The following is a 25,117-nucleotide window of genomic DNA, read 5'->3' as shown; positions in this document are numbered from 1 at the left end:
TGATGTCGGTCGAATCCCGGAGCGTGATGAGGGCGATGTTACATGGATTTATGGCAAAGCTGGCGACATTCAAACATAACAAATCGTCAACGCCGCCGTCGCGGCGTGCATATGCGGCCGGCGCGTCATGCACCTGTCTGCTCCGCGAATTCGGTCGGAGTGCGGCCGGTGACCTGCCTGAAGGCATGCGAAAACGCCGGCACGCTGGCATAGCCGAGATCGGCGGCGAGCTGCTTGATGGAGAGGTGACGGTCGGTGGACAGCCGCTCGATCGCGGCGGCGATCCGGGCGCGCTGGCACCACGCCTTGAAGCTCAGCCGCGTCTCCGCCGCGAACAGCCGCGACAAAGTGCGGGCCGAGCTGCCGACCTTGCCCGCCAGGGTCGCCAGGTCCTCCTCGCTCGCGGGAGAGGCGAGGACGAGCTGGGCGGCACGTCTCGCGCGCGGATCCTGCGGCAAGGGGATGAAGGTCGAGGAATCCTCGGCGCGGCGCAATTCGAGCAGAGCGAGCCGCACCAGCAGCGCCGTCCGCTCCGGCCCGCCGTCCGCCGCGAACAGCGCCAGGATCGCCTGATGCAGCAGCGGCGACACCTGCACGACGAATTCGCGGTCGAGCCGCGCGCCCCGTGTCTCCCGCTTCAGCCAGTCCAGCTCGAAATACAGCGTCCGCATCTGGCTGTCGGCCAGCATGTCGATGGCGTGGCCATGGCGCGCCGGCACCCAGACCGCGCGGTCCGGTGGCACCAGCCAGCGTCCCCGCGGCGTCGTCACCTGCATCGTGCCGCGCGAGGCGTAGATCAACTGGGATTCACGGTGCATGTGCGGATCGAGCCGCGCACCTTTTTGATAGAGGCGCGCGATCAGATGGACGCCGGGCTCGGTCGTCACCCGGTCGGCGCCGAGCGGCTTCAATGGCGTGTCCACGATGGTCATTGGCGGCTTCTCGTTGGTCGCGTCGACTATAACCGATCCGTCAGGAATCGAGGACAGCTCCCATGAACAGCGCCCGCCGCGTCATCGGCTTCGTCAACGCGGCCCATTTCATCGACCATTATGCGATGCTGATCTTCGCAGCCGCGGTCATCATCATGGGCCCGGCGCTCGGCATGGCCTATGCGGACCTCTTGCCCTATGCGACGCCGGGCTTCATCGCCTTCGGCGCCGGGTCGCTCCTGACCGGCTGGCTCGGCGACCGCTGGAGCCGGCGGCACATGATGCTGATCTTCTATCTCGGCATCGGCTTGTCGATGATCTCGGTCGGCCTGGTGCAGACGCCGTGGCAGCTCGGCGCGGCGCTGCTTTCGATCGGCCTGTTCGCCTCGATCTATCATCCGGTGGGAACGGCGATGCTGGTGTCCTATGCCGACCGGCTCGGCCGCGACATGGGGCTGAACGGCGTGTTCGGAAATCTCGGCGTCGCCTCGTCTGCGCTGGTCACCGGCGTGGTCGGGCAATATCTCGGCTGGCGCTTCGCCTTCGTCGTACCCGGGGTGATCACGGTGGCGATCGGCGTGGTATTCGCGCTGGCGGTCGTGCATGAGGACCGCCGCGGATCGAAGCAGGCGGCGGCGCAGGCCCGCGTCGCGCGCGACCAGATGTGGCGCGTGGTGCTGGCGCTGCTGCTGGTGGTGATCGCGATCTCGACGACGTTCAACGCGATCACCGTGGCGCTGCCAAAACTGTTCGCGGAACGGCTGGCGGGGCTGACGCAGAGCCCGGCACTGCTCGGCGTGATCGCGGCCGGTGTCTACGTGTTCGGCGCGATGACGCAGTATACGATCGGCCGGCTGCTCGATCGCCACGCGCTGAAGACGATCGCGCTGCCGCTGTCGCTGGTGCTGGCGCCGCTGCTGTATCTCGCCGCCGACGCGCGCGACTGGGCGCTGATCCTGGCCTCGATCGGCATCGTCATGGGTGCGTTCGGGCAGGTCACGGTCAACGACGCCATGGTCGGCAAGTACACCGCCGAGGAATGGCGTTCGCGCGCCTATGCGGTGCGCTATTTCATCGGCTTCACCGCGGCCGGCGCCTCCGTCGGCCTCGTCGCCTGGCTGTATGAGCGCGGCGGCTTCGTCACCATGCTGCAGGCCTTCGCCGCGCTCTGCCTGGTCGCGGTCATCGCCGCGCTGATCCTGCCGCCGGAGCTTCCGGCGGCGCAGCCGGCGCTGCGGCCGGCGCCGGCGGAGTGAGGATGCGATCCACCCAAATTTTCCCAATTGTCAGGCATCCGCCGCCGGCGCAGCCTGGGCCGATATGCACGTGCGCATACTGATGAGACCCGATTGGCCACCATGCGGGCGGCTGCGCTGGCGACAAGTCATTGAAGCACGACACCATTGAGGATCGACCGATGATCAATCGCTTCAGGAGAATGCTGGTGCTCGGGATGGCCGCGGCGGCCGGCCTTGCAGCAACGCAGGCGCTGGCGCAGAGCGATGCGCAGCGCAACGCGATCAAGTCGGCGTGCCGGTCGGACTACATGGCGAAATGCGCGAGCGTGCCGCCCGGCGGCACGGCGGCGTTCCAATGCCTGCAGAAGAACATCGCGAGCCTGTCCTCATCTTGTCAGACGGCGGTCAAGGCGCTCGAGCCTGCCGCGGAGGCCAAGCCTGCCGCGGAGGCCAAGCCTGCGGCAGAGGCCAAGCCTGCGGCAGAGGTCAAGCCCGCGGCAGAGACCAGGCCCGCGGCGGAAGCCAAGCCGCCGGCGGAAACCAAGCCTGCCGCGGAAGCCAAGCCGGCTTCGGCGCCGTCCGCCCCGACCAAGCCGGCCGTCGCCGAGGCGAGCAAGCCTCCCGAGCCTCCGAAGGCAGCGGCGCAGCCGGCCGCGGCCGTTGCGGCCGTGCCCACGCAGTCCCCGGCAGCGAAGCCGGCTGCAGCGGCGTCAGCGCCTGCAGCCAAACCGAGCGAGGCGCAGGTGGCCGCGATCCGGAGTGCCTGCGGCTCCGATTACCGCAAGGTCTGCAGCAGCGTGCCGCCGGGCGGCGCCGCGGCGCTGCAATGCCTGGAGCAGAACAAGGCCAAGCTGTCCGCTCCCTGCGCTCAGGCGATGGCGTCTTCGCGCGGCGGCGCCGCGCCGGCAACTGCGGCTGTCGCCGCGCCCGCGGTGACAGCCACTGCTGCACCGGCGGCGCCGGCGCTGGTGCTGCGACCGCTGCGGCCGCTCGAGGAGTTGCGCATCGTCAGGGCCGCCTGCGGCGCCGATGCGCGGGCGTTGTGCAGCGGCATCGAGCCGGGTGGCGGTCGAATCGCGCAGTGCCTCGCGGCCAATGCCGGCGCGCTGACGCCTGGCTGCAAGGGCATGCTCGCGCAGTTCGCGGCCAATCGCTGATGCGGAGCGGCTGCCGTCCATGGTTACCGTCCGAGATGCATACGAGCGCGATCCACCCAAATTGTCACAATTGTCGGGCGGGGAAGTCCCAGGCAAGGTCGCGACGGGGTGGATATTTGACCAATCAGATCATGATCAGGAGTTTGAAGATGAGCGCCATTGTCTCACGTGCCATTATTTCCACGCTGTGCGGATTGTTCATCCTGGCGGCGATGCCGTTCGTGTCGATGTCGGATGCCAACGCCGTGGTCTGCGCTCGGGGCGTCGTGCGGGCCGGCTGCGCCGGTGCGGCGGGCGCCGTGGTGGTTCGCAAGCCGCCGGTGGCGGCTGCGGCGTGCCGCACGGTCATCGTCAATGGCGTCGCGGTTCGGCGCTGCGTTTAAGCGACGCTTAATCGGTTTTCGGTATCGAGTTATTTGAAACCGTAATTGCGACGCGCAAGTTTTGCGCGTCGCATGCTGCTTTGCGTAAGCGAGGTAAGCTGTATTTAACGGTGCTCCCGGCAAGGTGCGGCTCGTATCCAACTTGCAATCCAATGGGAGAGGGCCATGGCGTTTTGGCGCTGGCTGCGTGACGCAGCCCTGGCAGCTGCGGTAGTCACGTTTGCTGGCAACGCCGCCGGCGCAGCCGGCTTGAAGGAAGAAATCGCGCCGACCGGCAAGCTTCGTGTCGCCATTGCCGTTGGCCCCGCCGGCGGTGCGTTCTGGTGCGTCAAGTCGGACAGCGGCTATTCAGGCGTTCCGGTCGAACTCGGCAAGGCCATGGCCGCGCAGGTCGGTGTGCCCGTCGAGTTCGTCGAGCATCCGAATTCCAATGCGATCACCGATGAAGCTGCTCGGGGCGTCTGGGATGTGGCCTTCATGCCGAAGGACGCGGAGCGCGAAACCAAGGTCTCGTTCGGTCCGGTCTACGATTCGGTCGAAACCACCTTCATCATCCGCGCCGGTCTCGACGTCGCCAACATCGCCGCGCTGGACCAGGCCGGCACCGAGGTTGCGGCCATCAACGACACGACCGTGCTGCGCGGTGCCAAGGCTTTCCTGAAGAAGGCGACCGTCACCGGCTTCAAATCCTACGAGGAAGTCTATGCGCTGCTCAGCGCCGGCGAGATCGACGCGCTCGCACTGGCGCGCGATCAATTGAATCTCATCGCCAAGCAGATTTCCGGCACCAAGGTGCTCGCCGAGACCTTCAAGAAGACGGACACCGCGGTCGCGGTGCCGCTGAAGCATCCGCAATCGCTGGCCTTCGTCACCAAGTTCATGACGGATTCCAAGGCGAACGGTCTGCTCAAGAAGGCCTACGGCGCCAACAATCTGAGCGAGTCGACTTTGCTCACCCAGTGAGCGCACCGACGCTGCTTGGCGGACTCTCCTACGCCACCCGGCGGGGAGAGCCATCGTCTCAGCCGGCACGCTTTCATCTCAGTTCGGCGCCCGCCTCACGATCGGATCGAGGCCGCTTTCCGCGATGACGTGACGCGCGTCCGGTGATTGTAGGAACTTGATGAGCGCCTCGCCGGCCTCCGGCTCCTTGGCGGCCGTAGCGATGCCGGCGGAGAACACGGTGATCTTCTGCAGTCCGGCCGGCAGCGGCCCGACGATGTCGATGCCCTTCACCGGCTTGAGCTCGCTGATCTGCTGAAAGCCGATCTCCGCTTCGCCCTGGGCGACGATCTCGCCGACGGGAGTGGCCGGAATCATCCGCGCCTTGCCTTTCATCTCGTCCTTGATGCCAAGCTTGTCGAACATCTCGGTGGAGACGTAGACGCCGCTCGCGCTGTCCGAATAGGCGATGGTCTTGGCGGCGATCAGCATGCGTCTCACGGCTTCCGCGTTCGAAATATCGGGATGCGGCGTCCCCGACTTGACCGCGACGCCGATCGGCGAGTTGGCGAGGTCCGCGCGGCTATCCGGCGTCACCTTGCCCTTGGTGGTGAGATCGCTGAGCGCGTAGCCCACCATGATGAGGACATCGGCCGGTTCGCCGCGCTCGAGGCGAACGGGAATCGCATTCGTGGTTGTTCCCATCGACGGGCCGTAGGCAATCGTGACCTTGTGACCCGAGCGCCGCTCGAATTCCGGCACCAGGGATTTGAACGCAGCGGTCATGCCGCCGGAGATCATGACGTGGACTTCTGCGGCTTGGGCCGCGGTGGTCAGGAGGAACGCGGCCGAAGCGGCGAGACCGATGGTGCGGAGATGGGTCGAGAGGATCATGGCAGGCTCCGAGGCGAACGGCTGGAGGCCGGGGCGCCTTGGATAGCCCGACTGTGTCGGGAAGGCCAGCGCTCCACAGGGCCGGCCATCCCTCTGCAATGCGTCGCGCTTGCGGCGTCACTGTGTCTGCAGCGCGGCGAGACTGTTCGCCGCCACCTCAGCCGGCCTGATAGGCCGGCGCGGATGCGAGAAAGTCGTTATACGCGTCCGCATCGGGCGGCGTGAACATCTCGGCCAATGGATTGCGCCGTCGGCGCTGAGCGCCGATGTCGGCAAGCAGTTCATCGAAATGCTTGAAGTGATAGGGCGCGACGCAAAGTCCGCCATACACGCCCGCGGCAGGGCGCTCGATCCGCTTGAAATGCAGCATCATCTCGATGTTGTCGCGCATCTCGCGCTCGCTCGGTTGATGCGCCAGCTGTTTGTCGGCATACCGCACCAGCCAGTTGGCGGCCATGTCCGCACAGAGCACGGTGCAGAAGCTCGAATTGAAGCCGACGAATCCCATGTCGGGAAGATCGGGATTGGCGATCAGCCGATAGAGCCGGTACTGCCCGTCCGGATCGACCAGTCTGGCGCGGTCGGCATCCGACAGAAACGGGACCCCGAGCTTGTAGCCGATGGCGAGGATCGCGACGTCGGCCGGAATTCGTTCGCCGCCGCTGGTCACGATGGTGTTCGGCTCGTAATGGCCGAAGGTGCCGTAGACGGCCTTGATCCGGCCGTCTGCGACCATCGGGAAGAAGTCGGGCGTCGCGATCGGGACTGAGCAGTTCACGCCGTCCTCGATCCTGCCCTTCGGCACCATGTTGCATTTGGCGAGCTTCAACTGCATCTTGAGCAGGCTTTCCAGGCCGCGCCAATTGGCCCAGACGAGCGGCTTGGCCAGCAGATGGGCAAGGCGCGAGAGCGGGCCCATGCCCCAGCTTGGGAACATCTGCTCCTGGGCGCGGATATAGAGGATGCGCTTGAAGTTGATCAGACCGCCGATGAAGTAGGGAATGCGCCACACCGCTTCACGAAGCACGATCGTGACCGAGCGCGCGCCGGAGCGCACGGCGTTGACCGCGATGTCGGTTGCCGATTTCGAGCCGCCGAGGACCACCACGTCGCGCCCCTTCGTGAGCGCGGCATCGTTGTATTTCGAGGAATGCAGGATCAAGCCGCCGGCGGCCGCGAATTGATCTTCGCCGCCAAGCGACAACGTCTGCGGCTCGTTGAACTGACCGGTGCAGACGGCGACGAAATCGAAATCCTCCCGGCGCGTCCGGTCTCCTGTTTTGAGGTCGAGGCTCCATCCAGGCTTGCCGTCACTGCGGCGCTGCATCGCAAGCACGGTCGTGTTCAACCGCATCAGGCGGATGAGGTCGTGGGATTTCGCGTAGTCGGCAAGATAGGCATGGACCTGCGGTCCCTTCGGCCATTCGGGGTAGTGATCCGGCATCGCCTTGTCGGTGTAGCGATAGAGCTCCTTGGGGCTCTGCGTCTGCACGTCGGGATAGGACCGCGCGGGCTCCCAGACGCCGCCGAGATCGACGCTCCGCTCGACGATGGTGACGTCGTGCCCGCGGGCGGTGAATGCTTTGGCTGCAGCCAGGCCGGAGACGCCGGCGCCGATCACACAGACATTCTTTCGGCTGATCATGGGACCTCCTTGTTGTCGAGCGCGCAGCCGCGTTCGGGCGGCATTCGCCCGCCGCGCTGCAGAAGCCCGCGAGAGTTTGATGGTGACGAAGGTCGCCCGGCGCGACCGAGGCGTGCGATGCCGACGGATGGGGCAGCATCGAAATCAGGGCGAGAAGGATCTCGCCGATCGCATCTCGTTCGAGCGCAGCCGCTGCTCATGCCGCAGGCGCACGGAGCCGATAGCGATGATCGCGCGCCGTTCGTACCGCAACAAAAGGGCGGGGGCGCCCGCTGGGGCCCGCGCTGCCGCCTAGTCGTTGGCCTCCGGGGGCAGGAAGTCGACCTCGTGTTCCGCCGAGATCCGCACCACTTCGGCTGGGTCGGCGAGATTGTCGAGCATGTTGAACAGCGCTTCCAGCTTCTGCATCGGGGAGACCCAGAACAGCGCGCGCGCCGGCTTGTCGGATTTGTTGAAGTAGCCATGCGGAATGCCGCGCGGCATGCGCACGAGGTCGCCGGCATTCGCCTTGACCCAGACGCCGTCGAGCTTGAGGTCGAGGACGCCTTCCTGCACCAGGATGAACTCGTCCTGGGTGGGATGAACGTGAACCGGCACGAACTGCCCGGGCTCGCTGTTGGTCTCGAAGGCGAACGTGGAGTCGGTGACGGCTTTCGGATAATAGAGCTGACCCAGGATATTCCAGGTCTTGCCGGCATAGCCGGTACCTGCGCGCGTGATGCCTTTTTCGAGTGTGATCATGGCGGATCTCCTTGCTGCACGCGTGGGAGGATCAAGCCGGGGCGACGCCGAGTCTATCCAGAAAACGAATCCCTCGACGTCAGTTGCTAATTATTATAGGTTTCAAACGATCTCGACGGGCGACGTAGGCCATGACTGCAGATGCAGCCGCTGATCGTAGTTGGAAGTCTCCGGCTGTGCCGCGGCTTACAGCCTATGGCCGTGTTGCAACGCACGATGTCGATGAGGCGGCTGAACAAATAGGCCGCATCTTCTGTCCGCATGGGCTGCAACCGGAGGCGGATACTGCGCGCGATTTCCTCGCTCTGCATAATTGCGCGGCATTCGATGGCTTTTCCATCAACTACGTCGCCTATGGCGGTGCGGTAACCATCGATCCGGGCTGTCTCGACCGCTTCTTTCTGCTGCAGCTCCCGCTGGCGGGGACCGCGCGGGTCTTTGCCGGGGCCGGCGAGGTCGCGACGGCGCCAGACCATGCGGCATCACTGCTGTCGCCGACATTGCCCACGCGGATGGTCTGGGACGCTTGCGCTCAGTTGATCCTGTTGCTCGACCGCCGTCTCGTGGAACAGCGCGCAGCAGCGCTGTCCGGGCGCGCGGTGCAACCGATCGAATTCGATCCCGCAATCGCGTTGTCGGGATGTCCTGGCTCGCGGCTCCGGGCTCACATGCTCGGGCTCGCGGACCTCGCCGAGCGTCTCGGCGGTGGGCGCGGCCTGCCACCGGTTGCGGCAGCCAATTGGCGCGAGACGCTGCTGGACATTCTGTTCGAGCAGCCCGGCAATGGCCTGGCGGAAGCGATCAGGCTGCATTCCGGCCGGGTCGAGACATTGCCGCAGGCCGTCCGCCGGGCGCGTGATCTTCTGGCAGCGCACGCAGCCGAACCGCTCGATCTGGCGCAACTTGCGGCGTCGTCAGGCGTGGGGATCCGGGCGCTGCAGGGCGGCTTTCGCCGCCATTTCGGGATGTCGATCTCCGACATGCTGCTCGACATCCGGCTGGCGCGGCTCAATGCGCAATTGATGGCGGCTCCACCGGAGGCGCGGATCATCGACATCGCCTTCGACCTTGGCTTCACCCATCTCGGGCGGATGGCGGGGGCCTATCGCAACAAGTTCGGGGAGGCGCCGTCGGCCACGCTGCAACGCGTGCAGCGCGGTCGCTTCACGAATTGACGTGCACGAAATCCCGCAGCAGCGGATAGATCTCGTTATTCCACTTCTTGCCGCTGAACACGCCGTAATGGCCGACGCCGGCCTGCATGTGATGGACGCGGCGATAGGCGCGCACATTGGTGCAGATGTCCTGCGCCGAGAGCGTCTGGCCGATCGAGCAGATGTCGTCACGCTCGCCCTCGACCGTCATCAGGCCGATGCGCCGGACTGCCTTCGGGTCGACGGGACGGCCGCGATGCATCAGTCTGCCTTGCGGCAGCAGATGCTCTTGGAAAACGTCGCGCACCGTCTCGATGTAGAACTCCGCCGGCAGATCCATCACCGCGAAGTACTCGTCGTAGAAGGTCTTGATCGTTTCGGCCTTCTCGACCTCGCCTTTGGCGAGATGGTTGGCGAGATCCATGTGCTGCTTGACGTGGCGCTCGAGATTCATCGAGACGAAGGCCGTGAGCTGCACGAAGCCCGGATAGACCTTTCGGAAGGCGCCCCTGCATTGAAAGGGCACGTAGTGGATCAGATTGTCCTCGAACCAGTCGATCGGCTTGCTCTTGGCGAACTCGTTGACCTTGGTCGGCTGGATCCGCGTGTCGATCGGTCCGGCCATCAAGGTCAAGGTGGCGGGGCGCGACGGATGGTCGTCCTCGCACATCACGGCGGTGGCCGCGAGTGCCGACACCGACGGTTGGCAGATCGCGACCATGTGCGGCCGCGGACCGAGCTGGCTGAGAAAACTGATGAGATGATCGGTGTAATCTTCCAGACCGAAGCGGCCGTGATCGCGCGGGATGTCTCGCGGATTGTGCCAGTCTGTGATATATACGTCGTGATCCTGCAGTAGCGTCTTCACGGTGCCGCGCAGCAGGGTGGCGAAATGGCCGGACATTGGCGCGACAAGCAGCACCTTGGGCTGCTCCGGCGCAGCGTCCTTCTTGAAGTGCAGGAGCGAGCCGAACGGCGTCTTGAACGTGACCTCTTCGGTGACGGCGAGTTCGCGGTTGCCGACCATTACGCTATCGATGCCATACGCCGGGCGGGCGTAGGTCAAGGCTGAGCGGGAGATCAGCTCGAGCGCGGCGGACAGACGCCGCATGGCGCGGCTGGATAGCCCTGATGGGATCAGGTTGAGATAGCGCATGGCGGCTGCCGCGCTCTGGCGCCACGGCTCGGTCAGGTCCATGTGGTTCTGATAGGCTTGGTACAGCAGCGCCATCGCGTCCGATCCATTACATGCATTGCTGTATGCAATATCGGAGCCAGAACGGCCGAGTCTTGCCTGAAAAACTGGCATGTCGCTTGCTCGATGATATCTCCGACGTATCCGGCTCCGCGCATGATGCCGGTCGCACGAGCGGCACGATGGGCGAACGACAAACGACAATGCGGCAAGAGGGTAGGGCGACATGGCCAAAGCGACGTTGACCATCAGCAGCAAGAATTACTCGTCGTGGTCGCTGCGCGGCTGGCTGCTCGCCAGGTTTGCCGGACTGGATTTTGACGAGGTGATCGTCGGTCCGGACGACGCATCGGCTCGCGCCGAGATCCTGCTGCTGTCGTCCTCGATCCTGGTGCCGTGCCTGCGCCACGATGGTGCGACGATCTGGGATACGCTGGCGATCGGCGAGTATCTCAACGAGACCTTTCCGGAGGCGGGCCTGCTGCCAGCCGACCGCATCCAGCGCGCGCATTGCCGCTCGATTTCGGGCGAGATCCATTCTGGCTTCACGACCCTGCGGGCGTCGCTGCCGGTCAATCTCAAGGGCCACTTTCCGGGCTTCAAGGTCTGGACGCGGGCGCAGGCCGACATCGATCGCATCTGGGCGATCTGGCGCGACTGCCTGGACATATCCGGCGGCCCATTTCTGTTCGGCCAGCGTGGCATGGCGGATGCGATGTATGCGCCGGTGGTGACGCGCTTCGTGACTTATGACGTGAAGCTCGAGCCGCGGCTCAGGGCCTATGCCGACCTGATCATGGCGATGCCGGAGATGCAGCAATGGATCGAGGCCGCCAAGGCCGAGCCCGAGGAGATCGAGGAGCTGGAGGTCGAGTACTAGGTGTTCTGCCGTCAGCGGCGCGTGCCCGCGGCCCTTTGCAGCCGCGGCTCCAGCGAGAACGGCTCACGCCGCGGGCAGCGGCTGCTCAATTTGAAGCCGGATTTGCGTCTTCTCGGCGCGTGGCGCGAGCTGTCAGCACGTCACCATTGCCGTGTGGCGTCGGCCAAAACCCGGTTGTTGGCAATCAGTTCGGCTCGCGATGCCGCCCTGGCCTACCGATCTCTGCGTTGCAGACAGAGCGTGGCGTGGCTTTCGCATGGCACAATCCGCTTTCGGACGTGGTGGCCGCTGTGGCCGATCGATGGGCCGCAACGGTCGCCGATGTCGCGATCAACCGGTGGAGGCCGTCATGAACCAGCATGCAGTGGTGACCAAGTTCTCGCACGTGAAGCCCGAGGACACCGACTACAAGGGCGGTGGGTTGCGCGACTTCTTCCTGTACCGCGATCTCGGCATCGCCGACGCCACCGGCGGCCAGGTGATCTGCCACCTCGTCAAGGCCAATCCGGATTGTCCGCCGGTGGATGGCACAGGTTGGCATCGCCATGATTGCGATTTCCAGATCGTCATCATGATGAAGGGCTGGGCCCGCTTCATGTACGAGGACAAGCCGACCCTGGTGAAGGCCGGCGACGTCGTGCACCAGCGTCCCGGCATCGTGCACTACCTCTACGATTATTCCCCTGACATGGAATATATGGAGATCGTCAGCCCGGCCGACTTCAAGACGGTCGAGATGCCGCCGGCGACCGACAACGTGCCGCCGGTCACGCCCTGGACCTGAGCGCCAGATCTGCCTCTCCGTTAGTCTTTGGCATCCGGTTGCGGCAAGCGGCCGGAGGCTTCCTCTCACGATGTGGTGGGTCGTCTCCGATGTGTCCGACATCTAGCGTGAACAGATCGCGCACCAGATGCGGCATCCGATTCGGACGCGATTCGTTCCAGCAGCGTTCCAAGGATTAAGACTGCAAGGAAGCGCCGTCGCATTTTGAAACACGGCACGCGCGCTGCCCGTCTCGCGCCTTGGTGCTCTACATTGCCCCTTGCGACCGGTCTGGCGCCGGTCCATCACCCGCGAGGGGAGCATCGATCATGACATTGACCACATTGGCTTGGCTCGCGCTCGCGGCCTACGGCGCGCATATTCTCGAGGAATACACGTTCGATTGGCGCAATTGGGCGCGGACGGTGATGAAGCTGCCGGTCGAGTGGAGCGACTTCTACGTGACGAACGCGCTGGTGGTCGTGCTCGGCGCGGTGCAGGCAGAGCTTGCCGAGACGTGGCCGCCGGCCGCGCTCACCTACGCGGCGCTGATGATCATCAACGCCGTCTTCTTCCACATCCTGCCGTTCCTGCGCAGCGGAGGCAGATTCTCGCCGGGGCTGGCGACGGCGCTGATTCTGTTCTTTCCGATTGCAATTGCGATGTGGCGGCGAGCGTGGGGTGACGGTGTGCTCGACGTTGGAACGGCTGCCCTCGCGATCGTCGCCGGCTCGCTGCTGATGGCCTATCCGGTCGTGATGCTCAATCTGCGTTCAAAACCATATTTTCGGCAAGACCGGCCCTGAGCAGAACTCAGGGCCCGGCATGATCAATAAGACGAAGCGCGATCGGCAACGAAGCTCGGCTGCGGACGGCGTCCATTGCGCTCGTCAAATCGCGCGCGCGGGAACCGCCAGCCGATGACGGTGGCTTCGAGCGCGCCGCCGGATTCCTTGTTGTGCCATTTGCCATCAATGTAGAAGCAGGGGAACGGCAGTTGATAGGTGCCGCTGTGATCCTCGCACAGCACCTCGACCGTCTGTCCGGGCGGCGGCTCACCGCTGCCGTCGAATTGCGCCAGCCGTTTTTCGCGCGTAGCCATTCTGTCCATCTCCCTAAAAACGGGTCCCAGCCGGAACTTCAATGCGCGATTGAGGTCTCAGTATGGTATCAATCAGGAAACTCCGTCAGTTCCACGCAAAATCATGTGTTGGGCAAGCCAATGAGAAAATTGTGATGCGAAAATTCATTGCCGCGCGAATCATCTTTGCCGCGAGCGCGCTCGCGACAGGTGTGAGTTCTGCCGGACATGCGCAGGATATTCCGGGCATCGAAATCTGCACTGCAGAAAAGGCGATGGATCGACGGACATCATGTCTGCAGAGCAATATCGATTTCCTGCAGAAGACGATGACCAAGCAATCGCTCGATCAGCAGCAGAAGCTCGATGCGGCGAATCGGCAGATCCAGGCGCTGAAGGCTGCGCTGATCTCGCAGCAGGGCCTGATCGACGAACTCAAGGCGTCGCAGGCGAAACTTGCGGACGAGCTGAGGAAGAAGGCCGATGCGCCGGCCGCCAAGGACGCGGCGCCGGCGAAGCCGGCCGGCAAATAGTACGGCCCGCAGCGCAACAACGATCAAGCGCATGTGGATCTCCGCGCGCAGGATCGGGCGCTTCGACAGGAGAGAGGCGTGTCCACCAACCCGGCCCAGAAAGCGCTCTGGTTCATCGAGAGCCATCTGTCGGCGCCATTGACGCTGGATGAGGTCGCGGCCATCGCCGGCGTGTCGCGCTTCCACATCGTGCGCGCGTTCGCGGCGGCGACCGGCGTCTCGGTGATGCGCTATGTCAGGCTGCGCCGTCTCAGCGAGGCGGCACGGGCTCTGGCCTCTGGCGCACCCGACATTCTCAGTCTCGCGCTCGAGGCTGACTACGGCTCCCACGAAGCGTTCACGCGCGCGTTCCGCGACCAGTTCGGCGTCACGCCGGAAGCGGTGCGCGCCCGTGCGCGCCTCGACGGCCTCGCACTGCAGGAGCCGATCCTGATGGACCAGACCCCGCTCGATGATCTCGCCGCCCCACGCTTCGTCACCGCGCAGCCGCTGCTCGTCGCCGGCCTCGGCGACCGCGTCAGCGTCGACAATGGCGCCGGCATCCCGGCCTTGTGGCGTCGCTTCAACGAGATCGTGGACGAGGTTCCGGCGCGCCGCGGCGTGGTGGCTTATGGCGTGTGCTGCAACGGCGACGATGCCGGCAATTTCGACTATATCGCCGGCGTCGAGGTGGCCGATTTTTCCGACCTGCTTCGGACCTTCAGCCGCGTGCGGGTTCCGGCGGCGACGTTCGCCGTGTTCACCCATGCCGGCCACGTCTCGTCGATCCGCCGCACTGTACACACGATCTGGAATCGCTGGTTGCCCCAGTCGGGCTATGAGGTCGCCGATGCGCCGAACTTCGAGCGCTATGATCGGCGTTTCGACCCGCTCACCGGCAATGGCGGCCTGGAAATCTGGCTGCCGGTGATCCGCTAAACATCGCGCGCGGTACCAACTTGCGTCGACACGCTGCAAGCGTCTCCCTCAGCAGGGCTGCTCTGCGGTCTCGCGCTCAGCCGCTTGCTTGGCAAGCCGTGCCGGCTTTGCGATAACTCACGCCTAACAACCATGCGCCGCAGCGCGGCGACGAAAGCGGGAGGTCGTCCGATGTCCGACATGCGCGTGCTCGCCACAGATCTGGAATTTCCGGAAGGGCCCGTGGTGATCCCCGACGGCTCGGTGGTGCTGGTCGAGATCCGCGGCAAGCGCCTGACGCGGGTGTTTCCCGACGGCCGCAAGGAGATCGTGGCGCAGATTCCGGGCGGGCCGAACGGCGCAGCCCTCGGGCCCGACGGCAAGATCTACATCTGCAACAATGGCGGCTTTTCCTGGATTCCGACCGGCAAGATGATCATGCCGGGCCCACAGCCCGAGGACTATCTCGGCGGCTCGATCCAGCGCGTCGATCTGCAGAGCGGCAAGATCGAGACCGTCGTCAGCCGCTGCGGCGAGCACGCGCTGCGCGGGCCGAACGATCTGGTGTTCGACCGTCACGGCGGCCTGTGGTTCTCGGACCTCGGCAAGCGCCGCGCCCGCGACATGGACGTCGGCGCGTTCTATTACCTCAAGCCCGGCATGAGCGAGATCATCGAGGCCGTCCACGGCATTCTGCCGGCCAACGGCATCGGGCTATCGCCGGACGAGAAGACGGTCTACATCGCGGAGACGCCGACCGCACGTCTCTGGGCCTACGATCTCGCCGAGCCCGGCACCGTGAAGCCGCGCGAGGTGATCTATCGCGGCGAGCGCGGCCGCCCGATCGCGGGGCTCGGAGGCTACCAGATGTTCGATTCGCTCGCGGTCGAGGCGAACGGCAATGTCTGCGTCGCCACGCTGGTGACCGGCTGCATCAGCGTCATCGCGCCCGACGGCACGCTGGTAGAGCAGGTGCCGACCGGTGACCGAGTCACGACGAACATCGCCTTCGGTGGTCCCGAGCTGAAGACGGCCTACATCACGCTGTCGGGCAGGGGTGAGCTGGTGGCGATGGACTGGCCGCGACCGGGCCTGGCGCTGAATTTTCTGAACAAGTGACGCTCTACGTGATAGTTCCGTCATCGCGAGCGTCAGCGAAGCCATCCGGAGCGGCACATGCGACTCTGGATTGCTTCGTCGCTCGCTCTCCTCGCAATGACGGACACTGCTGATGCCCTTTCTTGAACCAGTCACCCTTCGCGGCCCGCATGCGAGCCTTGTGCCGCTGTCGGCGGACCATCACGACGCGCTGGTCGAGGCCGTCAGTGACGGCGAATTGTGGAAGCTGTGGTACACCGCAGTTCCGAAACCCGAGACCATGACCAAGGAGATCGAGCGGCGGCTCGGCCTGTTCGCCACGGGAAGCATGCTTCCGTTCACGGTGCTCGATGCCGACGGCCGTGTCGCCGGCATGACCACCTACATGAACGTCGATGCCGCCAACCGCCGCGTCGAGATCGGCTCGACCTGGTATGCGAAGCGGGTGCAGCGCAGCGCGCTCAACACGCAGTGCAAGCGGCTGCTGCTGGCGCACGCCTTCGAGGCGATGGACTGTATCGCCGTCGAGTTCCGCACCCATTTCTTCAACCACCAGAGCCGGCGCGCCATCGAGCGGCTCGGCGCCAAGCAGGACGGCATTTTGCGCAGCCACCAGATCGCGCCGAACGGCACGCTGCGGGATACCGTCGTCTACAGCATCACCGCGGCCGAATGGCCGACCGTGAAGGCGCATCTCGACTACCAATTGAATGACAAGCCGCGCTGACCGCGCTATGGCCGCTTGCCGCCTCGCGCGGCTGATGATGACGAGACCGGGACGAACGACCAGATGGATACCTTCGACTATGTGATCGTGGGCGCCGGCTCCGCCGGCTGCGTGCTGGCGAGCCGCCTCAGCGAGGACCCTGAGGTCACGGTGTGCGTGCTGGAGGCGGGGCCGCGCGACTGGCATCCCTACATCCATCTGCCCGCCGGCTTCATCAAGACCTTCTACATGAAGAGCATCAACTGGGGCTATCAGCAGGAGCCGGGGCCGTACACGGCGGGGCGCAGCATCTATGCGCCGCGCGGCAAGACGCTCGGCGGCTCCTCCTCGATCAACGGCCATGTCTACAATCGCGGCCAGCGCCAGGATTTTGACACCTGGGCGCAGATGGGCAATCGCGGCTGGAGCTATTCCGACGTGCTGCCGAATTTCAAGCGCATGGAGAAGCGCATCGGCGCCGGCGAGGACCAGTATCGCGGCCGCGACGGCAACCTCATCGTGACCACCATGGAGTGGAAGGACACGCTGTGCGAGGCTTTCATGGATGGCGCTGTCTCGCTCGGTATCCCGCGCAACCCGGACTACAACGGCGCCATCCAGGAAGGCGTCTCATACGTCCAGCGCACCATCCAGAACGGCCGCCGCGTGTCGTCGGCGACCGCATTCCTGCGTCCGGCCAGCAAGCGGCCGAACGTCGAGGTTCGCACCCACGCCCATGCCACCGGCATTGTGCTGGAAGGCAAACGCGCGGTCGGCGTGCGTTACAGCCGCGGCGGGCGCGGTGGGGCGCCGGTCGAGGTGCGCGCGCGAAAAGAGGTGATCCTGTCCGGCGGTGCCTACAACTCGCCGCAGCTCTTGCAGCTCTCGGGCATCGGCGCGCCCGCGCTGCTGCAGGAGCATGGCATCGAGGTGCGCCATGCGCTCAACAGCGTCGGCGAGGGCCTGCAGGACCATTACGCGCCGCGCACGGTGGCGCGTGTCAAGAACATCAAGACCGTCAACGAGCTCGCGCGCGGCCTCAATCTATGGGGCGAGGCGCTGAAATGGGCGGTGACGCGGCGCGGCATCCTGTCGCTGTCGCCGACCATGGTCTACTGCTTCTGGCACTCCGGCGAGACCGCGGAGCGCTCCGACCTGCAGCTCACCTTCACGCCGGCGAGCTACAAGGAGGGCGTGCAGGGCCAGCTCGAGGACGAGCCCGGCATGACGGTCGCTTCCTGGCAGCAGCGCCCGGAGAGCCGCGGCTACGTCCGCATCCGCTCCGCCGACCCGTTCGCGCCGCCGCTGATCCAGACCAACTATCTCACCGCCGAGCTCGACCGCCGCGTGGTCGTCGCCGGCATGAAGCTGGCGCGCCGGCTGCTGGCCTCGGCCCCGCTCGCGCCGTACTACGCCTATGAGGATTTCCCGGGACCGAAGGTGAACAGCGACGACGAGTTCCTGGCCGCGGCGACGCAGCGCGCCACCACCACCTTCCATCCCGGCTGCTCCTGCCGGATGGGCCCAGCGGACTCGACCTGGGCAACGGTCGATGACCAGCTCCGCGTCCATGGTCTCGAGGGCCTGCGCGTCGCCGACGCCTCGATCATGCCGCGCATGATCTCCGCCAACCTCAACGCCGCGACCTTGATGATCGGCGACAAGGCGGCGGACCTGATTTTGGGCAAGGCGCCGGTGGCGGAGAGTTTGTCGGCGTAGTTGGGGCCGTCGCCGCTTATCGTTCGAGCCCGTGTCGTGCCGCACGACCAGTGCGCCCCCCTCCCCCTTGCGGGGAGGGGTCGGGGGTCCCCGGGCGCTGAACTAAGTTGCAAGCTCACGTTCGGCAGATGGGCTTCGGCGTGAGCATTGACTTCGCCCTCTACGATTTAGTCTGTCTCGCGCGCGTTCAATCGCACATCATTGACAGTGGGACTCGTGGACCCCCACCCCCGACCCCTCCCCGCAAGGGGGAGGGGAGTGCACCGCCTGCGCGGCAGACTATGCTTCCGATCACGAGCTTGACTACTTCACCAGCCTGAATCTCCCGCCCTCGACCTTGATCAGGAACGCCGAGCGTTCGTCGTAGCCGTTGTGGTCGGTCGGGCTCATGTTGGAGAGGCCGTTGTTGAGATAGATATCCTTGCCGCGCTCGAGTTCGTCGCGCAGCGCGGCGCGGAATTCCGGCGTGCCGGGCTTGGCGGCCTTCAGCGCGCCGGGAATGGCGCCCTTGAGCAGGGTTGCGGTGTCCCACAGATGCGCGGCGAAGATGTTGGGCTTGTCGCCATTGGCGGCCTGATAGGCGGAGACGAACGCGTCGTTGGCGCGGCGGAACGGATCCTCGGGCGCCAGATCGTCGGCGATCGAGAACGCTTCGCCGGCGAACACCGCGCCCTCGACATTCTCCTTGCCGAGCTTGATGAACTCCTGCGTCGCGACGCCATGGGTCTGGAAAATCCTCCCCGCATAGCCGCGCTCGCGCAGCGCCTGTTGCGGCAGCACCGCCGGCGTGCCGGCGGACGCGATGAACACCGCATCCGGATTGGTGGCGATCACCTTGAGCGCCTGGCCGGTGACGCTGGTGTCGCCGCGCGCATAGACCTCGTGCGTGGTCACCGTGAGCCCGAGCTTCGGCGCCAGCTTCGTCACCTCCTGATAATAGCCCTCGCCATAGCCGTCGGACACGCCGATGAAGCCGAGCGTCTTCACCCCGGTCTTGGCGATGTATTTGAGCATCGCCGCGGCCATGATGTCGTCATTGGGCACGACCTTGAATGCCCATTTGCGCTTGTCGTCCATCGGCTGCACGATCGCGGTCGAGGCCGCCAGCGACAGCAGCGGCGTCCTGCTTTCGAGCGCGACGTCGAGCATCGGCATGGTGACCGGCGTCAGCGAGGAGCCGATGATGACGTCGACACCGTCCTGGATCACCAGGCGGCGCGCGTTCTGCAGTCCCTTCACGCTGTCGGATTCGTCGTCGAGCGCGATGTAGACGATCTTCTCGCCGTCGATCTCCTTCGGCAGCGCGGCCACCGCCTTGATCTGCGGCTGCCCGAGCGCCGAGCCGGGCCCGGTTGCGGACACCACGATACCGACCTTGATGTCGGCGCGCGCGGGCGCGCCGAAAGCCATCGTTGCAGCAATTCCGATCGCCGTGAGCGCGGCTCTCATCGCATATCCTCCCCGTTGAGCGTGCTCGGCGCGTTGACTGGCCGAGACTTTGGCCGATGAGCGTAGCCGGACCGGCGGCCTCGTGTCTGTCCCCGTGGTTGGTGACGCGGGGCGGCGCTTCCAGCCAGGGCGGGTTGCTGCTAGGTTTCGGCGAACAAAGAGATCCGGGAGGAACGCATGGAGGCTCAGGAGCCTGGCATCGAGGCGGCCGGTGCCGTCGGCGCGATGGTGCTCGCGATCGGACAGCCCGCATTTCCGCAAGTCCTGATCGAGACGTTGCGCATCGTTGCCGATGTCGGCCACTGCATGGTGTTCGCCTTCGAGGACCAGCGCTCGGCGCGCTGCCTGCTCAGCACGGGGAACATCGCGATCGGGCCCGACCTCGGCGCGGCCTATTCGGAGCACTTCCACATCGCCGATCCGAACCGGGATACGATCTTTCGCGAGCGCGCGGAGGCGCGCCACATCCTGCTGCCGAACTTCGCGCGCCGCATGTACCCGAAGGGCTACCGGAAGCTGTTCTTCGAGGACTCCGAGATCGTCGACAAGGCCGCCACCGCGATCTGGGTCGGCGAGCACTGCACCTACGTGAACTTCTATCGCACTGCTGCCCAAGGCGGTTTTGCGCCCCACGAGCGCCAGCGCATCGCCGCGGTCGCCCCGATCGTGGGGGCCATCGTCGCGCGTCATTGCCAGGATCGCGCTGCCGCGATGGATCCGGCCGACAGATTTGCTTCGTTGTTCGCCGCCGGCGGACCGCTGTCGGTCCTCACCGCGCGGGAGAAGGACGTCTGCCGTCGCATCCTCGAAGGCTTCACCTCCGAGGCGATCGCCGGGGCTCTCGGCATCGCCCTCAACTCCGTCTTCACCTATCGCAAGCGCGCCTATGAGAAGCTCGGCATCGCCTCGCAGAACGAGCTGTTCGCGATCGCCCTCCGCCTGATGACGACACCGCGGCCGCTGAACTGAGCGAGGGGCTCGCCTGCTGTCACCCATCGCCGGGACAGACGTTGCCGGAGCGTGCGGCTAGCCTGCGCCGTCAGAACCGGAGACCGAGAGTGAGCACAGCACCGCGCTTCGATATCGACACCGCCACCTTCTGGACCGATCCCTATCCGGCGCTGGCGCGCATGCGCCAGGAGGCGCCGATCGCCTTCGTGCCGCAGCTCGGCAGCACGCTGTTGTGCCGTCGCGACGACATCTTCGTCTCCGAGAAGCAGATCGACGTCTTCAGCTCGCATCAGCCGCAGGGCCTGATGAACCGACTGATGGGCCACAACATGATGCGCAAGGACGGCGCGGCGCACATGGCGGAGCGCCAGGCGATCGCGCCGGCGGTGTCGCCGCGCGCCGTGCGCGTGCACTGGCTGGCGCAGTTCCAGGCCCACGCCGACCGGCTGCTCGATGCGCTCGACCCGGCGAGGGATGTCGATCTCGTCGGCGATTTCGCGCTGCCGTTCTCGGCCGAGTGCCTGAAGCTGATCACCGGCCTCACCAACATGCGCTTCCAGGACATGAATGCGTGGTCGCAGGCAATGATCGACGGCATCGCCAACTACACCGGGGATCCCGCGGTCGAGGCGCGTTGCAACGCCGCGACATCAGGCATCGACGCTGCCATCGACGACATGCTGCCGGTGCTGGAGAAGACCCCGAACCAGAGCCTGCTTGGCGTGATGCTCGCCACGCAAATGCCGATGGAGAGCATCCGCGCCAACATCAAGCTCGCCATCTCGGGCGGCCAGAACGAACCGCGCGATGCGATCGCCGGCACGGTGTGGGCGCTTCTGACGCATCCCGAGCAGCTCGCGCTGGCCATCCATGGCGAGGTGCGCTGGCTCCAGGTGTTCGAGGAATATGCCCGCTGGATCTCGCCGATCGGCATGTCGCCCCGGCGCATCGCCAAGCCCTGGACGATTCGCGACGTCGCCTTCGAACCGGAGGAGCGCGTGTTCCTGATGTTCGGCTCGGCCAATCGCGACGAGGCGCATTTCACCGACCCCGATCGCTTCGACATCCGCCGCGACGTCTCCAAGAGCATCGCCTTCGGCGCAGGCCCGCATTTCTGTGCGGGCGCCTGGGCCTCGCGCGCGATGATCGCCGACGTCGCGCTCCCGACGCTGTTCGCGCGGCTCAAGAACCTGCGCCTGCGTGACACCGAGCCGGTGCGCATCGGCGGCTGGGCCTTTCGCGGCCTGCTCAATCTGCCGGTGACCTGGGACGCGACGCAGGATTGATCCTCGCCGCGGCCCTTGCGGGGGGGCGCCGTGCTCAGGCGGCCTCTACGCCCTGCCTGCTGCGATCGCCTGCGCCTCTGCGGCTGCGCGCTGCATGCTGGACGACATCTCGCCGGTGACCGTGCTCTGCTCCTCGACGGCGGCGGCGGTCGAGGTGACGTATTCGCTGACGTTCTGGATCTCGACCTTGATCGCGTTCAGCGCATTCACGACCTCGCTGGAGATCCCGTTCAGTCCGGCGATCTCCGCGCCGATCTTGTCGGTGGCGGCCTTGGCCTGCGTGGCGAGATTCTTGACCTCCGACGCGACCACGGCAAAGCCGCGGCCGGCATCGCCGGCGCGCGCCGATTCGATCGTGGCATTGAGTGCCAGCAGGTTGATCTGCCCGGTGATGTTGCCGATCAGCTCGACGATGCCGCTCATCGCCTGCGTCGCCTCGCTCAGGCGCTTGGCCTGCGAATCGGCGGAGGCGACCCGGTCAGCCGCCCCCATCGCGGTCTCGCGGGACTTCGTCATGGCCTCGGAAATCTCGCGCACCGAGGCGTTCAATTCCTCGGCACCCGCGGCGACGGACTCCATCATACCGCGGACTCGCTCATTGCCCATCCGCACCAGCACTTGCTTGGTGACGTCGGTGGCGTATTTCACGACCTTGAACGGCTTGCCGTTGAGGTCGAGGATTGGATTGTAGGAGGCCTGAATCCAGACCTCGCGACCGCCCTTTCCGATCCGCTTGTATTCCGCGGTCTGATATTCGCCGCGGTTCAGGGCGGCCCAGAAGTTGCGGTAGGCCGCACCGTCGCGCTCTGACGGATCGACGAACATCGAATGATGGCGGCCCTTGATCTCGGACAGCGTATAGCCGAGCGCCTGCAGGAAATTGTTGTTGGCGTCGATGATGGTGCCGTCCAGTTCGAACTCGATCACGGCCTGCGATTTGCTGATGGCGGCGATCTGTCCGGCGAGATCGGCATTCCGAAGCTTCTGAGCGGTCACGTCGGTGGCGAACTTGACGACCTTGAAGGGCTTTCCGTTCTGATCGAACACCGGATTATAGGACGCCTGAATCCATACCTCCTTGCCGCCCTTTCCGATTCGCTTGTATTCCGCGGCCTGATATTCGCCGCGGTTCAGGGCGGCCCAGAACTCGCGATAGGCGGCACTGTTGCGCTCCTCCGGCGAAACGAACATGCTGTGATGTTTGCCCTGGATCTCCGGAAGGCTGTAGCCCAGCGCATTCAGAAAATTGTCGTTGGCGGTGACGATGGTGCCGTCCAGGTTGAATTCGATCACGGCCTGTGATCGGCCGATGGCCGCGACCTGAGCGCTGTAGTCGAGGTTCTGCAGCCGCACGCTGGCGTCGGACCACTCGACGACCGTTCCGGCGCGGCTTCCGTCCGGGTGCTTCAAGGGCTGCGCGATCAGATCGAACGTCCACTTGCCGATCTTGATGGTGGCCCGGTGCTCGGAGGCGAGGGCCTGCAGCATGCGACGCTGGTGGGTCGGGTCCTTGTGGAAGACGTCGATGTTGGTGCCGATGAGGCCGTCGACGCGGAAGTTCGGCAACTGCGTCTTGAGATCGGCCTCCGCCTCACGCATCAGCGCCCGTACCGCCTCGTTCATGTAGACGATGTTGAGCTTGTCGTCAGCGACCATCACCTTCGCGGTGATCGCGTTTGCGGCCAGGGCGGTCAGGGATGCGGCGTTGTTCTTGCGGCCAAACATGATGGTCTCCTGTGCAAACGATCACGCCAGCGATGTGCACATCCTCGTGATCACGCGGTAGTTGCTGTGATCCGGAGACGGCGCTGACTGCGATCATTCCTGAACTCGATGATCCCCGTAAATCCCCGGGGGGCTTTATTCAATCTAACAGCTCGTCAGTAAGATTCGGTTAGGCAGCAATCTGCAGCGATGTTCTGATTGTGCAGGAATGGCCGTGAATCTGCGGGGCGTGTTCAGGTGTCGCAGGGCCGGGATTGCCTTAGATCAAGATCGACATGATCCTCGGCGCTAGGCTCCATTCGGATTGGATGGTATCGGCTTCGACATGCCAGAGAAGGACATTGCCGAAGTCATCGCGGTGCCGAGGGTGTTTCTCGACAGCCTCGGCATCGGCATCTCGATCATCGACAGTGCAACGGGACATATCCGGTTTGCGAACGCCGAATGCTGCCGGATCGTCGGATACACGCTGGAGCAGCTCAAGACCGGTGGGCTGACCTTTGTCGATCTGACGCATCCAGAGGACCGGGAGCGCAATCGGCTGCAGCACGACAAGCTGCTTGCAGGCGAGATCGCGACCTATCAGCTCGACAAGCGCTATCTTCGGCCGGACGGAAGCGTCGTGTGGGGACGCGTGACCGTCAATCCCGTCAGGGACGCCAGGGGCCGCCTGAAGTGGTTCTGCGCCGTGGTCGAGGACATCACGACAACCAGGATCCTGGAAGAACAGCTTGCGGCCGCGGAGAAGCTCGCTGGGCTGTCGACGTTCAACCTGATCGTCGATGCAGACGATTCCAAGGGAGATTTTCCGCCGGCGTCGCCATCGTCGCTGCGCGACATGTTGTGCCATGTGCATCCCGAGGATCGGAACGGGCTCGCGCAGGTCATCCGTCGTGCGATCATGAAGCGAACCGGCTACACGCGCGACTACCGGGTGCTTGGCAAAGCCGGTGCGGTGCGCTGGGTCCGTGGCATGGCGACCTCCGTCTACAGCCCGTCCGACGGACGAACCCATCTCGTCGGCGCGACGATCGACGTCACCGCGGATCATCTCGATCGCGATAGCCACGTGCCGGAGCCCATTCGCAGGATCCTGGAACACATTGAGACGAACTGGGATCAGAAGATATCGATCCAGCAACTCGCGGTTCGCTACGGCGTCAGCCCCCGCACGGTCTATCAGTACTTCGCGAAGAGTGGCGTGTCCTTGGCCGAGAAGATCAAGCTGACGCGAATCCAACATGCGCACCGCATGCTGTATGATGCGAAAGCGGGTGACACGGTGACGTCGATCGCCCTGCGATGTGGCTTCAGCAATCCGGGGCATTTCGCCAGGGAGTATCGAAAGATCTATGGTGAGACCCCGTCGGAAAGTCTGAGGCAGGCGTCATTGCCGCTGGCGGCGCGGGGTGAAGCCGCCGCTGCTCCGTCCGTCCGCTGATCGTCAGCCGACCTTCACGGCATCACGTCTGGATGGAGCACCGGCCGGATGTGCCCGACGAGCAATCTCCGCATGCTTCGTATGCGCGAAATGCCCGTCGAGTTAGTTTGCCGCAGCCGCGCCGGCTTGCGTCGTCGGGCAAATCAGACCGATAGTCTTGCCCATCCCGCCTCGAGCAGAGGGACGTACGCGTCGTCACGAACGTGGAGGCGGGCTGCGATGGACGTGACGGCTGCGCTGGACGAGCGTAGCCGGCGCGGACGGCGAAGTCGTGTGGTCCTGACCTCTCGACGCTGAGGTCAAGCTC

The 25,117-nt window shown here is 65.1% G+C and carries 24 protein-coding genes; 16 read left to right on the top strand and 8 right to left on the bottom strand.

Annotated elements, in window-relative coordinates; all coding sequences use genetic code 11:
- Positions 1-125 precede the first annotated feature (125 nt).
- Positions 126-932 carry a helix-turn-helix transcriptional regulator gene (locus QW861_RS13560; protein WP_316166645.1) on the bottom strand — a complete coding sequence of 269 codons (807 nt, stop codon included), beginning with the start codon at positions 930-932 and terminating at the stop codon, positions 126-128.
- 62 nt (positions 933-994) lie between these two features.
- On the opposite strand from QW861_RS13560, the gene QW861_RS13555 reads away from it, so the two are divergent.
- The 4 genes from QW861_RS13555 to QW861_RS13540 all read left to right on the top strand — a co-directional run bounded on the left by QW861_RS13555 (position 995) and on the right by QW861_RS13540 (position 4,673).
- The gene (locus QW861_RS13555; RefSeq protein ID WP_316173016.1) at positions 995-2,188 is read left to right on the top strand and encodes an MFS transporter; all 1,194 of its coding nucleotides are present in this window, start codon (positions 995-997) and stop codon (positions 2,186-2,188) included.
- Between the two features lie 161 nt (positions 2,189-2,349).
- Positions 2,350-3,327 carry a hypothetical protein gene (locus QW861_RS13550; protein ID WP_316193156.1) on the top strand — a complete coding sequence of 326 codons (978 nt, stop codon included), beginning with the start codon at positions 2,350-2,352 and terminating at the stop codon, positions 3,325-3,327.
- Positions 3,328-3,476: 149 nt separating this feature from the next.
- On the top strand, positions 3,477-3,710 hold the full coding sequence (locus QW861_RS13545) for a hypothetical protein (RefSeq protein ID WP_315718042.1): 234 nt from the start codon (positions 3,477-3,479) through the stop codon (positions 3,708-3,710).
- A 165-nt stretch (positions 3,711-3,875) separates the two neighbouring features.
- Positions 3,876-4,673: a transporter substrate-binding domain-containing protein gene (locus QW861_RS13540; protein WP_315718044.1), complete on the top strand. Its 798-nt coding sequence runs from the start codon at positions 3,876-3,878 to the stop codon at positions 4,671-4,673.
- A 78-nt stretch (positions 4,674-4,751) separates the two neighbouring features.
- Here QW861_RS13540 and QW861_RS13535 read toward each other — a convergent pair whose 3' ends face one another.
- The 3 genes from QW861_RS13535 to QW861_RS13525 form a co-directional block, all read right to left on the bottom strand.
- Positions 4,752-5,546 carry a substrate-binding domain-containing protein gene (locus QW861_RS13535; RefSeq protein WP_315718045.1) on the bottom strand — a complete coding sequence of 265 codons (795 nt, stop codon included), beginning with the start codon at positions 5,544-5,546 and terminating at the stop codon, positions 4,752-4,754.
- Between the two features lie 157 nt (positions 5,547-5,703).
- The gene (locus QW861_RS13530) at positions 5,704-7,191 is read right to left on the bottom strand and encodes an NAD(P)/FAD-dependent oxidoreductase (protein ID WP_316173018.1); all 1,488 of its coding nucleotides are present in this window, start codon (positions 7,189-7,191) and stop codon (positions 5,704-5,706) included.
- Between the two features lie 291 nt (positions 7,192-7,482).
- Entirely contained in the window at positions 7,483-7,932 is a 450-nt protein-coding gene (locus QW861_RS13525) for a cupin domain-containing protein (RefSeq protein WP_315718048.1), read from the bottom strand.
- Between the two features lie 131 nt (positions 7,933-8,063).
- On the opposite strand from QW861_RS13525, the gene QW861_RS13520 reads away from it, so the two are divergent.
- Positions 8,064-9,107: an AraC family transcriptional regulator gene (locus QW861_RS13520; protein ID WP_315718049.1), complete on the top strand. Its 1,044-nt coding sequence runs from the start codon at positions 8,064-8,066 to the stop codon at positions 9,105-9,107.
- On the opposite strand, the gene QW861_RS13515 is transcribed toward QW861_RS13520, so the two are convergent.
- On the bottom strand, positions 9,097-10,317 hold the full coding sequence (locus QW861_RS13515; RefSeq protein WP_316169159.1) for a polyhydroxyalkanoate depolymerase: 1,221 nt from the start codon (positions 10,315-10,317) through the stop codon (positions 9,097-9,099). The two genes, QW861_RS13520 and QW861_RS13515, sit on opposite strands and share 11 nt — an antisense overlap.
- A gap of 190 nt (positions 10,318-10,507) precedes the next feature.
- Here QW861_RS13515 and QW861_RS13510 point away from each other — a divergent pair, with 190 nt between their 5' ends.
- The 3 genes from QW861_RS13510 (at position 10,508) to QW861_RS13500 (ending at position 12,730) form a co-directional block, all read left to right on the top strand.
- Complete coding sequence (locus QW861_RS13510; protein WP_315718051.1) at positions 10,508-11,161, top strand: glutathione S-transferase family protein; 654 nt, start codon at positions 10,508-10,510, stop codon at positions 11,159-11,161.
- Between the two features lie 349 nt (positions 11,162-11,510).
- Positions 11,511-11,945, top strand: coding sequence for a cupin domain-containing protein (locus tag QW861_RS13505; protein WP_315718052.1), 435 nt, complete (start codon positions 11,511-11,513; stop codon positions 11,943-11,945).
- A 308-nt stretch (positions 11,946-12,253) separates the two neighbouring features.
- Entirely contained in the window at positions 12,254-12,730 is a 477-nt protein-coding gene (locus QW861_RS13500) for an HXXEE domain-containing protein (protein WP_315718053.1), read from the top strand.
- A gap of 23 nt (positions 12,731-12,753) precedes the next feature.
- On the opposite strand, the gene QW861_RS13495 is transcribed toward QW861_RS13500, so the two are convergent.
- On the bottom strand, positions 12,754-13,026 hold the full coding sequence (locus QW861_RS13495) for a hypothetical protein (protein WP_315718054.1): 273 nt from the start codon (positions 13,024-13,026) through the stop codon (positions 12,754-12,756).
- A 134-nt stretch (positions 13,027-13,160) separates the two neighbouring features.
- Between QW861_RS13495 and QW861_RS13490 the strand changes: the two genes are divergently transcribed.
- The 5 genes from QW861_RS13490 to QW861_RS13470 all read left to right on the top strand — a co-directional run bounded on the left by QW861_RS13490 (position 13,161) and on the right by QW861_RS13470 (position 17,958).
- A complete protein-coding gene (locus QW861_RS13490) occupies positions 13,161-13,538 on the top strand; it encodes a hypothetical protein (RefSeq protein WP_315718055.1) in 378 nt (125 codons plus the stop codon).
- A 78-nt stretch (positions 13,539-13,616) separates the two neighbouring features.
- The gene (locus tag QW861_RS13485; protein ID WP_315828294.1) at positions 13,617-14,456 is read left to right on the top strand and encodes an AraC family transcriptional regulator; all 840 of its coding nucleotides are present in this window, start codon (positions 13,617-13,619) and stop codon (positions 14,454-14,456) included.
- A gap of 171 nt (positions 14,457-14,627) precedes the next feature.
- Positions 14,628-15,554 (top strand): SMP-30/gluconolactonase/LRE family protein, encoded by a 927-nt coding sequence (locus tag QW861_RS13480; protein WP_316193155.1) that lies wholly within the window; start codon positions 14,628-14,630, stop codon positions 15,552-15,554.
- Between the two features lie 112 nt (positions 15,555-15,666).
- Complete coding sequence (locus QW861_RS13475) at positions 15,667-16,260, top strand: GNAT family protein (RefSeq protein WP_316173020.1); 594 nt, start codon at positions 15,667-15,669, stop codon at positions 16,258-16,260.
- 63 nt (positions 16,261-16,323) lie between these two features.
- Complete coding sequence (locus QW861_RS13470; RefSeq protein WP_316173022.1) at positions 16,324-17,958, top strand: GMC family oxidoreductase; 1,635 nt, start codon at positions 16,324-16,326, stop codon at positions 17,956-17,958.
- A gap of 303 nt (positions 17,959-18,261) precedes the next feature.
- Here the strand turns inward: QW861_RS13470 and QW861_RS13465 are convergent, their stop codons facing one another.
- The gene (locus tag QW861_RS13465; RefSeq protein ID WP_316173023.1) at positions 18,262-19,407 is read right to left on the bottom strand and encodes an ABC transporter substrate-binding protein; all 1,146 of its coding nucleotides are present in this window, start codon (positions 19,405-19,407) and stop codon (positions 18,262-18,264) included.
- A 177-nt stretch (positions 19,408-19,584) separates the two neighbouring features.
- Between QW861_RS13465 and QW861_RS13460 the strand changes: the two genes are divergently transcribed.
- Together QW861_RS13460 and QW861_RS13455 are read left to right on the top strand one after the other, a co-directional pair.
- On the top strand, positions 19,585-20,376 hold the full coding sequence (locus QW861_RS13460; RefSeq protein ID WP_315718060.1) for a helix-turn-helix transcriptional regulator: 792 nt from the start codon (positions 19,585-19,587) through the stop codon (positions 20,374-20,376).
- An 89-nt stretch (positions 20,377-20,465) separates the two neighbouring features.
- Positions 20,466-21,644, top strand: a complete 1,179-nt coding sequence (locus tag QW861_RS13455; RefSeq protein WP_316173024.1) for a cytochrome P450 — start codon at positions 20,466-20,468, stop codon at positions 21,642-21,644.
- Positions 21,645-21,689: 45 nt separating this feature from the next.
- Here the strand turns inward: QW861_RS13455 and QW861_RS13450 are convergent, their stop codons facing one another.
- Positions 21,690-23,369, bottom strand: coding sequence for a PAS domain-containing methyl-accepting chemotaxis protein (locus tag QW861_RS13450; protein WP_316173025.1), 1,680 nt, complete (start codon positions 23,367-23,369; stop codon positions 21,690-21,692).
- Positions 23,370-23,694: 325 nt separating this feature from the next.
- Here QW861_RS13450 and QW861_RS13445 point away from each other — a divergent pair, with 325 nt between their 5' ends.
- Entirely contained in the window at positions 23,695-24,810 is a 1,116-nt protein-coding gene (locus tag QW861_RS13445) for a PAS domain S-box protein (RefSeq protein WP_316173026.1), read from the top strand.
- The last annotated feature ends 307 nt before the right edge of the window (positions 24,811-25,117 follow it).

The sequence above is a fragment of the Bradyrhizobium sp. SZCCHNRI1029 genome (genome assembly GCF_032487555.1).
In the GTDB taxonomy this organism is placed as follows: domain Bacteria; phylum Pseudomonadota; class Alphaproteobacteria; order Rhizobiales; family Xanthobacteraceae; genus Bradyrhizobium.
Note: the sequence above shows the minus strand (reverse complement) of the source record. Positions and strands in the feature narration are given on the sequence as shown.